Source organism: Burkholderia sp. JP2-270 (assembly GCF_003233675.1).
GTDB classification, from domain to species: domain Bacteria; phylum Pseudomonadota; class Gammaproteobacteria; order Burkholderiales; family Burkholderiaceae; genus Burkholderia; species Burkholderia pyrrocinia_C.
The window spans coordinates 1,879,889-1,893,428 of sequence record NZ_CP029824.1 but is presented as its reverse complement, the minus strand read 5'-3'; the positions used below and the strand labels follow the sequence as shown (position 1 = coordinate 1,893,428).

Genomic DNA, 13,540 nt, shown 5'->3' with positions numbered 1-13,540 from the left:
TACAGACCTGTTACTGACAGGTTTCGGTGACGTTTGGAAAGACTTACCGGCCGCCGCTGACGTGGTCGCCGACGTTCGCGCCGAACACGCGCTCGCGCAGCAGCGCAAGCTGGTCGCGGGTCGCAGCGGCCTTCTCGAACTCGAGGTTCTTCGCGTAGTCGGCCATCTGCTTCTCGAGACGCTTGATTTCCTTCGCGAGCTGCTTTTCCGACATGTCCTCGAATTTCGCGCGTTGCTGCGCTTCCTTCAGCTCCGCGCGCGCCTCGTCCGCGTTGTAGACGCCGTCGATGATGTCCTTGATGCGCTTCACGACGCCGCGCGGCGTGATGCCCATTTTCTCGTTGTGCGCGATCTGCTTCGCGCGGCGCCGCTCGGTTTCGCCGATCGCGCGCTTCATCGACTCGGTCATCGTGTCGGCATAGAGAATCGCCTTGCCGTTCACGTTCCGCGCGGCGCGGCCGATCGTCTGGATCAGCGAGCGTTCGGCGCGCAGGAAGCCCTCCTTGTCCGCATCGAGGATCGCGACGAGCGACACTTCGGGAATGTCCAGCCCCTCGCGCAACAGGTTGATCCCGACCAGCACGTCGAACGTGCCGAGCCGCAGGTCGCGGATGATCTCGACACGCTCGACCGTGTCGATGTCGCTGTGCAGGTAGCGCACCTTGACGCCATGGTCGGCCAGAAACTCGGTGAGCTGTTCGGCCATGCGCTTCGTCAGCACGGTGATCAGCACGCGCTCGCCGGCCTTCACCCGCGCGTTGATCTCGGTCAGCACGTCGTCGACCTGCGAGCTCGCCGGCCGCACTTCGATTTCCGGATCGACGAGCCCCGTCGGCCGCACGACCTGTTCGGCGATCTGCCCCGTCACGCGCTTCTCATAGTCGGCCGGCGTGGCCGACACGAACACGACCTGGCGCATCTTGCGTTCGAACTCGGGAAACTTGAGCGGCCGGTTGTCTAGCGCCGACGGCAGGCGAAACCCGTAATTGACGAGGTTTTCCTTGCGCGCGCGGTCGCCGTTGTACATGCCGTTCAACTGGCCGATCAGCACGTGCGATTCGTCGAGCAGCATCAGCGCATCGGGCGGCAGGTAGTCGACGAGCGTCGGCGGCGGCTCGCCGGGCGCCGCGCCCGAGAAATGCCGCGAGTAGTTCTCGATGCCCTTGCAGAAGCCGAGTTCCTGCAGCATCTCGAGATCGAAGCGCGTGCGCTGCTCGAGCCGCTGCGCCTCGACGAGCTTGCCGTCGCGGTGGAAGAATTCGAGGCGTTCGCGCAATTCGTCCTTGATCGTCTCGACCGCACGCATCACGGTGTCGCGCGGCGTCACGTAGTGCGACGACGGATACACGGTGAAGCGCGGAATCTTCTGCCGCACGCGCCCGGTCAGCGGGTCGAACAGATGCAGCGTCTCGACCTCGTCGTCGAACAGCTCGACGCGCACGGCCATTTCCGCGTGTTCGGCCGGGAAGATGTCGATCGTGTCGCCACGCACGCGGAATGTGCCGCGCTGGAAATCCTGCTCGTTGCGCGTGTATTGCATTGCGATCAGCCGCGCGATCACGTCGCGCTGGCCGAGCTTGTCGCCGGTGCGCAGCGTCAGGATCATCTGGTGGTATTCGGACGGGTTGCCGATACCGTAGATCGCCGACACCGTCGCGACGATCACCACGTCACGGCGCTCCATCAGGCTCTTCGTCGCCGACAGCCGCATCTGCTCGATGTGCTCGTTGATCGACGAATCCTTCTCGATGAACAGGTCGCGCTGGGGCACGTAGGCCTCAGGCTGGTAGTAGTCGTAGTACGAAACGAAGTACTCGACCGCGTTGCGCGGAAAGAACTCGCGGAACTCGGCATAGAGCTGTGCCGCGAGCGTCTTGTTCGGAGCAAACACGATCGCCGGGCGGCCGAGCCGCGCGATCGTGTTTGCCATCGTGAAGGTCTTGCCCGAACCCGTCACACCGAGCAGCGTCTGGAAGGCAAGGCCGTCGCCGATGCCTTCGACGAGCGTGTCGATCGCGGTCGGCTGGTCGCCTGCGGGCGGATACGGTTGATACAGCTGGAACGGCGACCCTTCGAAGGTGACGAATTTGGATTCGTCGAGCGCGTCGCCGGCTTCGGCATGATGTTCGGACATGGAATGCGGCTGGAGCGAGGGCAAAGAAAGCATTCTAGCGCTTCGCGGCCGTGCGAACTGCTGTCGGCTCCTGACGCGCGCCGGCCGCCCGAAATCACGATTCGCCGCCGAATCGCCCGCCCCCGCCAGCGCGAATTCGCTACAATGTCAGGCTGCTGCGCTTTCCGGCGTCGTGCCCGCAGGCGCGCGGTCCGCTGCGCCCGCCCCGCCGGCTGAAAGCCTGACCCTCTTTTCACTACTGCCGAATCATCATGTCGCTCTTCTCCGCTGTCCAGCTTGCTCCCCGCGACCCGATCCTGGGCCTGAACGAAGCCTTCAACGCCGATGCGCGTCCGACCAAGGTCAACCTCGGCGTCGGCGTGTACACGAACGAAGAAGGCAAGATTCCGCTGCTGCGCGCGGTTCGCGAAGCAGAGAAGGTGCGTGTCGAGGCCGGCCTGCCGCGCGGCTACCTGCCGATCGACGGGATCGCCGCCTACGATGCGGCCGTGCAGAAGCTGCTGCTCGGCAACGATTCGCCGCTGATCGCAGCGGGCCGCGTGGTCACGGCCCAGGCACTGGGCGGCACCGGCGCACTGAAGATCGGTGCCGATTTCCTGCGCACCGTGAACCCGAACGTGAAGGTCGCAATCAGCGATCCGAGCTGGGAAAACCACCGCGCGCTGTTCGAAGCGGCCGGCTTCGAGGTCGTCGCGTACCCGTATTACGACGCCGCCACCAACGGCGTGAACTTCGAAGGCATGCTGTCGGCGCTGAACGGCTATGCGGCAGGCACGGTCGTCGTGCTGCACGCGTGCTGCCACAACCCGACCGGCGTAGACCTGACCGAAGCGCAATGGCAACAAGTCGTCGACGTCGTGAAGGCGCGCAACCTCGTGCCGTTCCTCGACATGGCCTACCAGGGCTTCGGCGAGAACATCGAGGCCGATGCAGCCGCCGTGCGCCTGTTTGCCGCGGCCGACCTGAACGCGTTCGTGTCGTCGTCGTTCTCGAAGTCGTTCTCACTGTACGGCGAGCGCGTCGGCGCGCTGTCGATCATCACGTCGAGCAAGGAAGAAGCCACGCGCGTGCTGTCGCAACTGAAGCGCGTGATCCGCACGAACTACTCGAACCCGCCGACCCATGGCGGCGCCGTCGTCGCAGCCGTGCTCGCGTCGCCGGAACTGCACGCCTCGTGGGTGCAGGAACTCGGCGAGATGCGCGATCGGATCCGCGCGATGCGTAACGGTCTCGTCGAGCGCCTGAAGGCGAGCGGCGTCGATCGCGATTTCAGCTTCATCAACGCGCAGCGCGGGATGTTCTCGTATTCGGGCCTGACCTCGGCGCAAGTCGATCGCCTGCGCGACGAGTTCGGCATCTATGCGGTCGGCACGGGCCGGATCTGCGTCGCAGCGCTGAACACGCGCAACCTTGACACGGTCGCCAATGCAATCGCAGCCGTGCTGAAGTAACCCGGCGCCAGCAGGCGGCAGCCGTCGCCGGCCCCGCCCTGCCGAAATGAAAAACGCGCTCCCCGGAGCGCGTTTTTTGTGCCGTTCGGCAGCGGGCGGCTACACCGCCCGCACCCGCGTTACTGCATGAACCAGCCGTGGCTGACGACGACCGACTGGCCGGTGAGCGCGGCGCTCGGGAACGCCGACAGGAACAGCACCGTCTGCGCGACGTCCTGCACCGTCGTGAACACGCCGTCGACCGTGTTGCCGAGCATCACCTTCTTCACCACTTCCTCTTCGCTGATCCCGAGCTCCTTCGCCTGCTCCGGAATCTGCTTGTCGACCAGCGGCGTGCGCACGAAGCCCGGGCACACGACGTGCGAGCGCACGTTGTGCTTCGCGCCTTCCTTCGCGAGCACGCGTGCGAGGCCGAGCAGGCCGTGCTTGGCCGTCACGTATGCCGACTTCAGCGGCGACGCTTCGTGCGAGTGCACCGAACCCATGTAGATCACGACGCCGCCGCGATCGTCCTTGTACATGTGCTTGAGCGCGGCCTTCGTCGTCAGGAACGCGCCGTCGACGTGGATCGCCTGCATCTTCTTCCAGTCGGAGAACGCGTAGTTCTCGATCGGGTTGACGATCTGGATGCCCGCGTTCGACACGAGGATGTCGACCGAGCCGAACGTTTCGGCAACCTTGTCGATGCCGCTGTTCACGGCTTCCTCGTTCGTCACGTCCATCGCGACGCCGATTGCCTTGCCGCCTGCCTTGTTGATCTCGTCGGCGACCGCATTCGCGCCGTCCTGGTTCAGGTCGGCGATCGCGACGGCCGCGCCCGCTTTCGCGAGCTCCAGCGCAATTTCCTTGCCGATGCCGCTCGCGGCGCCCGTGACGACTGCGGTTTTGCCATTCAGATCTGCTGCCATGTCCGTCTCCTCCCGTTATCGGATCGATAAAACACGCGCCGGCCGCATCCGCTTTCATCGCGCGACGTACCGACGGGCCAGCCGTCATTGTGCACGATCGGCCCCGCCGTTCGCGCGCAAAACGTCTAAGCTTAAGGTCGGTTCTGTCACGCAGGAGATTCGCATGCACTATCGACGGCTAGGCCGTTCCGGCCTCCAGATCAGCGCGCTCTCGCTCGGCTCGTGGGTCACGTACGGCAACCAGGTCGACCAGCGGGTCGCGCGCGAATGCCTCGCCGCGGCCCGCGACGCGGGTGTCAATTTCTTCGACAACGCCGAGGTTTACGCCGGCGGCAAATCCGAGGAAATCATGGGCCACGCGCTCAAGTCGCTCGACTGGCCGCGCATCAGCTATATCGTGTCCACGAAGTTCTTCTGGGGGCTGGCGGAAGCACCGAACCAGTATCACACGCTGAACCGGAAATACCTGCTGAACGCGATCGACGGCTCGCTGCGCCGGCTGCAGCTCGACTATGTCGACCTCGTCTATTGCCATCGGCCCGATCCGAATACACCGATCGAGGAAACCGTCTGGGCGATGAGCGACATGATCGTGCGCGGCAAGGCGCTCTACTGGGGCACGTCGGAATGGAGCGCCGACGAGATACGCGCCGCGTGCGAGATCGCCGAGCGGCATCACCTGCACAAGCCGGTCGTCGAGCAACCCCAGTACAACCTGTTCCACCGTACGCGGGTCGAACAGGAATATGCGCGGCTCTACGACGACTACGGCCTCGGCCTCACGACCTGGAGCCCGCTGGCATCGGGCCTGCTCACCGGCAAGTATCGCAACGGCGTGCCGCCCGGCAGCCGCGCGCAGTTGCAGGGTTACGACTGGATGCGCGACCGCCTGACGGATCAGGCCAGCAACGACATCGTCGAACGGCTCGGCGGGATCGCGGTCGACCTCGGCTGCAGCACGGGCCAGCTCGCGATCGCGTGGGTGCTCGCGAATCCGCGCGTGAGTTCGGTGATCACCGGCGCATCGCGGATCGAGCAGATCAGCGAGAACATGCGCGCGCTCGACGTCGCCGCGAAGTTGACGCCGGATGTGAAGCAACGCATCGAGGAGGTCGTCGGCAACGCATACGAGTAAGGCGACTCACGGCCACTCGCGTACAATACGCGGCCGCATCGGCACCGGCCTGACAGCCGCGCCCGATCGACCGCTTTCATCGATTCACCTTCTGTTTCAGGCAGCCCGCCATGCTCAGTTATCGTCACGGTTTTCACGCAGGCAATCACGCGGACGTGCTCAAGCACGCCGTCGTCGTCCAACTGCTGCGCTACCTGAACAAGAAAGACAAGTCGTACTGGTACATCGACACGCATGCCGGTGCCGGTGTGTACTCGCTGCGCGACGGCTACGCGGCAAAGACGGCGGAATTCGACACCGGCATCGGCCGGCTGTGGAACGACAAGAACCTGCCGGAAGCGCTGGGCGATTACGTGGACGAAGTACGCGCACTGAACGACGACGGCGAACTGCGCTTCTACCCTGGCTCCCCGTATATCGCATGGCGATCGATGCGCGAACAGGACCGGATGCGCCTGTTTGAAATGCACACGACGGAAATCGACGTGCTGCGCCACAACTTCCGCGACGCCGGGCGACGCGCGATGATCTTCGCCGGCGACGGCTTCGAAGGCATCAAGGCGCTGCTGCCGCCGCCGCCGCGACGCGCACTCGTGCTGATCGACCCGTCCTACGAGGACAAGAAGGATTACGCGCGCACGGTAAGCTGCGTGACGGAATGCCTGAAGCGTTTCGCGACGGGCTGCTACGCGATCTGGTATCCGCAGGTCACGCGGACGGAATCGCAACGCTTTCCCGAGCAGTTGAAGCGCCTGCAACCGAACAACTGGCTGCACCTGACGCTGACGGTATCGAATCCGCCTGCCGATGGACTGGGCCTCTACGGCAGCGGGATGTTCATCCTGAATCCGCCGTATACGCTCGCGCAGAGCATGAACGAGGCACTGCCCTATCTGGTCGAGGTGCTGGGACAGGATAGTGGCGCCCGGTGCCAGATCGAGCACCGCGGAAACTGACCGGGCGACCGGCCGCTACGGCTGCGGCCTCGGTGCGAGTCTCGGCTGGTTTGCCGGCGGTACGCCCCAGCCGGGCACATTGATATAGGGTGCGACGAACAGCGGCACCGACGTGTTCGGCGCTTGCCCGGCCGGAGCCCGCATGCCCGCCGGCTCGACGATCGGCTCGGAAGACAACGGCGCTGTCTGCAGCACCAGCCCACCCTTGCCGTCCTGGATACCGCGCTGCGTATCGAGAATCAGCGGTTTGGACGAAGTCGCGGCACCGGCCGCGAGGCCGTGGACAAGCACGGCCGCGCCCAGAACAAGACGCGCGCGGGCACTGCGACGCACATCGAGACGCAAACGCATGATCGTGTCCTTCACGGTGAAAAGCAGGTCCATACCATAGCGCCGCGTCAGTGATTTCGCCAGATCCGGCGCACAAAAAAACAAAGCCCCGTCAATACGGGGCTTGCTTATCATTCGGTGCCACACGGCACCTGACGGTAACTCCGATTACAGCGAGTAGCCGTTGGTTTCGAGCGAACGGATGCGGTGCTCGAGCTGGACGATGTCCGACGACGTGGCGAGGTAAGCCTCACGGCGCTCACGTTCTGCGGATTCGAACCAGTTGCTCAGCTTTTCGACGATGTAGGCGATCATGATGTTCTCCAAGGAAGGGGGACCCCTGGCGAATCGAGATTCAGGGATTTCCCGTATAGGGTATTCCCGAATTATAGCGACGGCGCACCAAGATGCTAGTGAAATACTTGCATGGGAGCCATTCCGATTCGGAATGGATGCGCATCAATAGATTGCAAGCCATTGATTTTTATAGATATTGAGTCAGGTGCCTATTTCGAGCCCTGAGTGTACGCACTAATCTGGTTCACTGACGGGATCGGCCAGGCGCGCCAAAATCGGGCATTCGGGCCGTCCATCACCATGGCAGTGCGCTGCCAGATCGGCCAGCGTATCGCGCATGTCGCTCAGTTCCGCGATACGCCTGTCGAGTTCGGCTACGTGCTCGAGAGCGATCGACTTCACCTCGGCGCTGGCGCGGGAGCGGTCTTGCCAGAGCATCAGCAGCTTGCCGATGTCCTCGACGAGAAAACCAAGCCGTCGCGCCTGACGGATGAAGCGCAAGATGTGGATTTCGTCCGAGCCGTAGATCCGGTAGCCGGCTTCGGTACGCTTGCTCGGTGCAAGCAAGCCGACCTGCTCGTAGTAGCGGATCATTTTTGCGCTGACTCCTGATGCGCGCGACGCGTCGCCGATATTCATTCCCCACCCTCTCCATCAAGCCCTGGTTTCGAACGTGAACGTCGACGCATGCAATCGCCGACGACATTTCGATCGTACCAAATCACGCGGTTTCGTTCCGCGGTGGGCGCAGGTAGATGGATGGGAGACGGCTGATGATGCGATAAAAGGGGCGCGCCCCCCCCTGCCCGGCGCGGCACGCATTTGCGCCGCGCCAATGCAAAAACCCCCGCCTTTTGGGCGGGGGTTCCTGGCTTAGGGAGCCTGACGATTACCTACTTTCACACGGGAATCCGCACTATCATCGGCGTAGAGTCGTTTCACGGTCCTGTTCGGGATGGGAAGGGGTGGGACCGACTCGCTATGGTCATCAGGCAAAGAGGGTTGTCGCGTTGCTTCGCAGCGCGACCAATCGGGAAGAAGCAGTAATTAGGTTGTGTGTATCACACACGAGAATCCAACTTGTCGCTCTGGATCTTGCAGCCAGTGCTTTCGCACGGCGCCGATCTACAAGGCAGACTTGTTATAGGATCAAGCCTTACGGGCAATTAGTATCAGTTAGCTGAACGCATTACTGCGCTTACACACCTGACCTATCAACGTCCTGGTCTCGAACGACCCTTCAAGGGGATCTAGTCCCCAGGGATATCTCATCTTAAGGCGAGTTTCCCGCTTAGATGCTTTCAGCGGTTATCTCTTCCGAACATAGCTACCCGGCGATGCCACTGGCGTGACAACCGGTACACCAGAGGTTCGTCCACTCCGGTCCTCTCGTACTAGGAGCAGCCCCCTTCAAATATCCAACGCCCACGGCAGATAGGGACCAAACTGTCTCACGACGTTTTAAACCCAGCTCACGTACCTCTTTAAATGGCGAACAGCCATACCCTTGGGACCGGCTACAGCCCCAGGATGAGATGAGCCGACATCGAGGTGCCAAACACCGCCGTCGATATGAACTCTTGGGCGGTATCAGCCTGTTATCCCCAGAGTACCTTTTATCCGTTGAGCGATGGCCCTTCCATACAGAACCACCGGATCACTATGACCTGCTTTCGCACCTGCTCGACTTGTCGGTCTCGCAGTTAAGCACGCTTATGCCATTGCACTATCAGCACGATTTCCGACCGTACCTAGCGTACCTTCGTACTCCTCCGTTACGCTTTGGGAGGAGACCGCCCCAGTCAAACTGCCTACCATGCACTGTCCCCGACCCGGATCACGGGCCAAGGTTAGAACCTCAAACAAACCAGGGTGGTATTTCAAGGACGGCTCCACCGAAACTAGCGTTCCGGTTTCATAGCCTCCCACCTATCCTACACAGATCGGTTCAAAGTCCAATGCAAAGCTACAGTAAAGGTTCATGGGGTCTTTCCGTCTAGCCGCGGGTAGATTGCATCATCACAAACACTTCAACTTCGCTGAGTCTCGGGAGGAGACAGTGTGGCCATCGTTACGCCATTCGTGCAGGTCGGAACTTACCCGACAAGGAATTTCGCTACCTTAGGACCGTTATAGTTACGGCCGCCGTTTACCGGGACTTCAATCAAGAGCTTGCACCCCATCATTTAATCTTCCGGCACCGGGCAGGCGTCACACCCTATACGTCCACTTTCGTGTTTGCAGAGTGCTGTGTTTTTATTAAACAGTCGCAGCCACCAGTTTATTGCAACCCCTTCACCCTCCTGGCGCAGGCCAGTCAAGCTACAAGGGCGTACCTTATCCCGAAGTTACGGTACCAATTTGCCGAGTTCCTTCTCCCGAGTTCTCTCAAGCGCCTTAGAATACTCATCTCGCCCACCTGTGTCGGTTTGCGGTACGGTCATCGTTAGACTGAAGCTTAGAGGCTTTTCTTGGAACCACTTCCAATTGCTTCGCTCCCTAAGGAGCTCGCGCCACACCCTTGAATTACGCGCCCGGATTTGCCTAAGCGCCTTCTCCAATGCAGCGACCGGGACTTCCAACACCCGGACAACCTTCCGCGATCCGTCCCCCCATCGCATCTAACAATGGTGCAGGAATATTGACCTGCTTCCCATCAGCTACGCATTTCTGCCTCGCCTTAGGGGCCGACTCACCCTACGCCGATGAACGTTGCGTAGGAAACCTTGGGCTTACGGCGAGGGGGCCTTTCACCCCCTTTATCGCTACTCATGTCAGCATTCGCACTTCCGATACCTCCAGCACGCTTTTCAACGCACCTTCGCAGGCTTACGGAACGCTCTCCTACCATGCGAGCAAAGCTCGCATCCGCAGCTTCGGTATATAGCTTAGCCCCGTTACATCTTCCGCGCAGGACGACTCGATCAGTGAGCTATTACGCTTTCTTTAAAGGGTGGCTGCTTCTAAGCCAACCTCCTGACTGTTTTAGCCTTCCCACTTCGTTTCCCACTTAGCTATATTTGGGGACCTTAGCTGGCGGTCTGGGTTGTTTCCCTCTTGACACCGGACGTTAGCACCCGATGTCTGTCTCCCGTGATTGCACTCTTCGGTATTCGGAGTTTGCTATGGCGGGGTAATCTGCAATAGACCCCCCAACCATGACAGTGCTCTACCCCCGAAGGTGAGACACGAGGCACTACCTAAATAGTTTTCGGAGAGAACCAGCTATTTCCAAGTTTGTTTAGCCTTTCACCCCTATCCACAGCTCATCCCCTAACTTTTCAACGTTAGTGGGTTCGGACCTCCAGTACGTGTTACCGCACCTTCATCCTGGCCATGGATAGATCACTTGGTTTCGGGTCTACGCCCAGCAACTGAACGCCCTATTCGGACTCGCTTTCGCTACGCCTGCCCTATACGGTTAAGCTTGCTACTGAACGTAAGTCGCTGACCCATTATACAAAAGGTACGCCGTCACCCCTTACGAGGCTCCGACTGTTTGTATGCATGCGGTTTCAGGATCTATTTCACTCCCCTCCCGGGGTTCTTTTCGCCTTTCCCTCACGGTACTGGTTCACTATCGGTCGATCACGAGTATTTAGCCTTGGAGGATGGTCCCCCCATCTTCAGACAGGATTTCACGTGTCCCGCCCTACTTGTCGCACACCTAGTTCTTTCATACTGTTTTCGCCTACAGGGCTATCACCTGCTATGGCCGCACTTTCCAGAGCGTTCGGCTAACAATACAAATAAAGAGTGCAAGGCTCATCCCATTTCGCTCGCCACTACTTTGGGAATCTCGGTTGATTTCTTTTCCTGCGGTTACTTAGATGTTTCAGTTCACCGCGTTCGCTTCGCTGGACCTATGTATTCAGTCCAGGATGACCCAAAAGGGCCGGGTTTCCCCATTCGGACATCTACGGATCAAAGCTCGTTTGCCAGCTCCCCGTAGCTTTTCGCAGGCTACCGCGTCCTTCATCGCCTGTGATCGCCAAGGCATCCACCACATGCACTTGTTCGCTTGACCCTATAACGAGTCTGTCTCATCGACAGTCGCTACAGGTTGAGTTCTCGCGTTGTGCCGTATTCCAAATTGAGTCAAACATAGAGTTCGAATCATCTTGAGATACATCGATACAATCACAACCCGGATAACTTCCACGTCCATCTCAAGACGCTTCCGCTATCCAAATTACTTACTTCTTCCAGATTGTTAAAGAACGACAGCCGATACCTACTACGTATCACTCTGACTGGCTCAATCGCCAATGCAAAATTCTCGGTTCAGTCTCTGAACCAAGCCCTTAGCGTTGGTGATTGGTGGAGGCAGACGGGATCGAACCGACGACCCCCTGCTTGCAAAGCAGGTGCTCTCCCAGCTGAGCTATGCCCCCATATACAGAGAACTTCAGGGTACTACCGCCAGACAATGGTGGGTCTGGTTGGATTCGAACCAACGACCCCCGCCTTATCAAGACGGTGCTCTAACCGACTGAGCTACAGACCCCTGAGTCTGTCTTTAATTTACAGCCGATAAGCGTGAGCGCTCAACTTCGCGAGATAGCTCTGGAAAGGAGGTGATCCAGCCGCACCTTCCGATACGGCTACCTTGTTACGACTTCACCCCAGTCATGAATCCTACCGTGGTGACCGTCCTCCTTGCGGTTAGACTAGCCACTTCTGGTAAAACCCACTCCCATGGTGTGACGGGCGGTGTGTACAAGACCCGGGAACGTATTCACCGCGGCATGCTGATCCGCGATTACTAGCGATTCCAGCTTCATGCACTCGAGTTGCAGAGTGCAATCCGGACTACGATCGGTTTTCTGGGATTAGCTCCCCCTCGCGGGTTGGCAACCCTCTGTTCCGACCATTGTATGACGTGTGAAGCCCTACCCATAAGGGCCATGAGGACTTGACGTCATCCCCACCTTCCTCCGGTTTGTCACCGGCAGTCTCCTTAGAGTGCTCTTGCGTAGCAACTAAGGACAAGGGTTGCGCTCGTTGCGGGACTTAACCCAACATCTCACGACACGAGCTGACGACAGCCATGCAGCACCTGTGCGCCGGTTCTCTTTCGAGCACTCCCACCTCTCAGCAGGATTCCGACCATGTCAAGGGTAGGTAAGGTTTTTCGCGTTGCATCGAATTAATCCACATCATCCACCGCTTGTGCGGGTCCCCGTCAATTCCTTTGAGTTTTAATCTTGCGACCGTACTCCCCAGGCGGTCAACTTCACGCGTTAGCTACGTTACTAAGGAAATGAATCCCCAACAACTAGTTGACATCGTTTAGGGCGTGGACTACCAGGGTATCTAATCCTGTTTGCTCCCCACGCTTTCGTGCATGAGCGTCAGTATTGGCCCAGGGGGCTGCCTTCGCCATCGGTATTCCTCCACATCTCTACGCATTTCACTGCTACACGTGGAATTCTACCCCCCTCTGCCATACTCTAGCCTGCCAGTCACCAATGCAGTTCCCAGGTTGAGCCCGGGGATTTCACATCGGTCTTAGCAAACCGCCTGCGCACGCTTTACGCCCAGTAATTCCGATTAACGCTCGCACCCTACGTATTACCGCGGCTGCTGGCACGTAGTTAGCCGGTGCTTATTCTTCCGGTACCGTCATCCCCCGGCTGTATTAGAGCCAAGGATTTCTTTCCGGACAAAAGTGCTTTACAACCCGAAGGCCTTCTTCACACACGCGGCATTGCTGGATCAGGCTTTCGCCCATTGTCCAAAATTCCCCACTGCTGCCTCCCGTAGGAGTCTGGGCCGTGTCTCAGTCCCAGTGTGGCTGGTCGTCCTCTCAGACCAGCTACTGATCGTCGCCTTGGTAGGCCTTTACCCCACCAACTAGCTAATCAGCCATCGGCCAACCCTATAGCGCGAGGCCCGAAGGTCCCCCGCTTTCATCCGTAGATCGTATGCGGTATTAATCCGGCTTTCGCCGGGCTATCCCCCACTACAGGACATGTTCCGATGTATTACTCACCCGTTCGCCACTCGCCACCAGGTGCAAGCACCCGTGCTGCCGTTCGACTTGCATGTGTAAGGCATGCCGCCAGCGTTCAATCTGAGCCAGGATCAAACTCTTCAGTTTAAACCTGTTACTGTTTTCGGTTCTTTCGAACCGGTCGCTCACTCAAAGCTGACAGGAATATGAATCACTTCATAAACCTGACTTACTTTAGTGTGAGACTCTTGATACTTTCGCTATCTGATCCGAGGATCAGCTCGCTTCCATCAAGCGCCCACACTTATCGGCTGTTAATTTTTAAAGAGCATTTCCGCGAGAAACTTCGTGTTTCTCAGCAGCGCTGCGTTTT

8 protein-coding genes, 2 tRNA genes and 3 rRNA genes are annotated in these 13,540 nt (G+C 59.5%); 3 read left to right on the top strand and 10 right to left on the bottom strand.

All coding sequences use genetic code 11. From position 1 onward, the window contains the following. Nucleotides 1–43: 43 nt before the first annotated feature. Entirely contained in the window at nucleotides 44–2,134 is a 2,091-nt protein-coding gene (uvrB, locus tag DM992_RS09050) for an excinuclease ABC subunit UvrB (RefSeq protein ID WP_111016557.1), read from the bottom strand. 251 nt (nucleotides 2,135–2,385) lie between these two features. Between uvrB and DM992_RS09040 the strand changes: the two genes are divergently transcribed. Beyond that, nucleotides 2,386–3,585 (top strand): amino acid aminotransferase, encoded by a 1,200-nt coding sequence (locus DM992_RS09040; RefSeq protein ID WP_111016555.1) that lies wholly within the window; start codon nucleotides 2,386–2,388, stop codon nucleotides 3,583–3,585. Between the two features lie 119 nt (nucleotides 3,586–3,704). On the opposite strand, the gene DM992_RS09035 is transcribed toward DM992_RS09040, so the two are convergent. Further along, nucleotides 3,705–4,493 carry a 3-hydroxybutyrate dehydrogenase gene (locus DM992_RS09035; protein ID WP_034183481.1) on the bottom strand — a complete coding sequence of 263 codons (789 nt, stop codon included), beginning with the start codon at nucleotides 4,491–4,493 and terminating at the stop codon, nucleotides 3,705–3,707. A gap of 163 nt (nucleotides 4,494–4,656) precedes the next feature. Between DM992_RS09035 and DM992_RS09030 the strand changes: the two genes are divergently transcribed. Further along, the gene (locus DM992_RS09030) at nucleotides 4,657–5,628 is read left to right on the top strand and encodes an aldo/keto reductase (protein ID WP_111016553.1); all 972 of its coding nucleotides are present in this window, start codon (nucleotides 4,657–4,659) and stop codon (nucleotides 5,626–5,628) included. A gap of 110 nt (nucleotides 5,629–5,738) precedes the next feature. After that, nucleotides 5,739–6,584 (top strand): 23S rRNA (adenine(2030)-N(6))-methyltransferase RlmJ, encoded by an 846-nt coding sequence (rlmJ, locus tag DM992_RS09025; protein WP_072445471.1) that lies wholly within the window; start codon nucleotides 5,739–5,741, stop codon nucleotides 6,582–6,584. 15 nt (nucleotides 6,585–6,599) lie between these two features. Here rlmJ and DM992_RS09020 read toward each other — a convergent pair whose 3' ends face one another. The 8 genes from DM992_RS09020 to DM992_RS08980 form a co-directional block, all read right to left on the bottom strand. Beyond that, nucleotides 6,600–6,968 (bottom strand): hypothetical protein, encoded by a 369-nt coding sequence (locus DM992_RS09020; protein ID WP_111016551.1) that lies wholly within the window; start codon nucleotides 6,966–6,968, stop codon nucleotides 6,600–6,602. 114 nt (nucleotides 6,969–7,082) lie between these two features. Beyond that, the gene (locus tag DM992_RS09015) at nucleotides 7,083–7,229 is read right to left on the bottom strand and encodes a DUF3563 family protein (RefSeq protein WP_072445473.1); all 147 of its coding nucleotides are present in this window, start codon (nucleotides 7,227–7,229) and stop codon (nucleotides 7,083–7,085) included. A 216-nt stretch (nucleotides 7,230–7,445) separates the two neighbouring features. Beyond that, complete coding sequence (gene cueR, locus DM992_RS09010; RefSeq protein WP_111016549.1) at nucleotides 7,446–7,850, bottom strand: Cu(I)-responsive transcriptional regulator; 405 nt, start codon at nucleotides 7,848–7,850, stop codon at nucleotides 7,446–7,448. Between the two features lie 241 nt (nucleotides 7,851–8,091). Next, nucleotides 8,092–8,204: ribosomal RNA gene (rrf, locus tag DM992_RS09005) — 5S ribosomal RNA — on the bottom strand. A gap of 152 nt (nucleotides 8,205–8,356) precedes the next feature. Further along, nucleotides 8,357–11,238 (bottom strand): 23S ribosomal RNA (locus tag DM992_RS09000). Nucleotides 11,239–11,529: 291 nt separating this feature from the next. Next, nucleotides 11,530–11,605, bottom strand: a tRNA-Ala gene (locus DM992_RS08990). Between the two features lie 36 nt (nucleotides 11,606–11,641). Then, a tRNA-Ile gene (locus DM992_RS08985) sits at nucleotides 11,642–11,718 on the bottom strand. A 63-nt stretch (nucleotides 11,719–11,781) separates the two neighbouring features. Continuing rightward, nucleotides 11,782–13,314: ribosomal RNA gene (locus DM992_RS08980) — 16S ribosomal RNA — on the bottom strand. The 16S, 23S and 5S rRNA genes sit together here with 2 tRNA genes alongside, the layout of an rRNA operon. Nucleotides 13,315–13,540: the final 226 nt, after the last annotated feature.

Excerpts from the sequence above, each read along its gene's own strand:
- uvrB (WP_111016557.1), bottom strand. The coding sequence starts at position 2,134 with ATGTCCGAACATCATGCCGAAGCCGGCGACGCGCTCGACGAATCCAAA.
- DM992_RS09040 (WP_111016555.1), top strand. The coding sequence starts at position 2,386 with ATGTCGCTCTTCTCCGCTGTCCAGCTTGCTCCCCGCGACCCGATCCTG.
- DM992_RS09035 (WP_034183481.1), bottom strand. The coding sequence starts at position 4,493 with ATGGCAGCAGATCTGAATGGCAAAACCGCAGTCGTCACGGGCGCCGCG.
- DM992_RS09030 (WP_111016553.1), top strand. The coding sequence starts at position 4,657 with ATGCACTATCGACGGCTAGGCCGTTCCGGCCTCCAGATCAGCGCGCTC.
- rlmJ (WP_072445471.1), top strand. The coding sequence starts at position 5,739 with ATGCTCAGTTATCGTCACGGTTTTCACGCAGGCAATCACGCGGACGTG.
- DM992_RS09020 (WP_111016551.1), bottom strand. The coding sequence starts at position 6,968 with ATGGACCTGCTTTTCACCGTGAAGGACACGATCATGCGTTTGCGTCTC.
- DM992_RS09015 (WP_072445473.1), bottom strand. The coding sequence starts at position 7,229 with ATGATCGCCTACATCGTCGAAAAGCTGAGCAACTGGTTCGAATCCGCA.
- cueR (WP_111016549.1), bottom strand. The coding sequence starts at position 7,850 with ATGAATATCGGCGACGCGTCGCGCGCATCAGGAGTCAGCGCAAAAATG.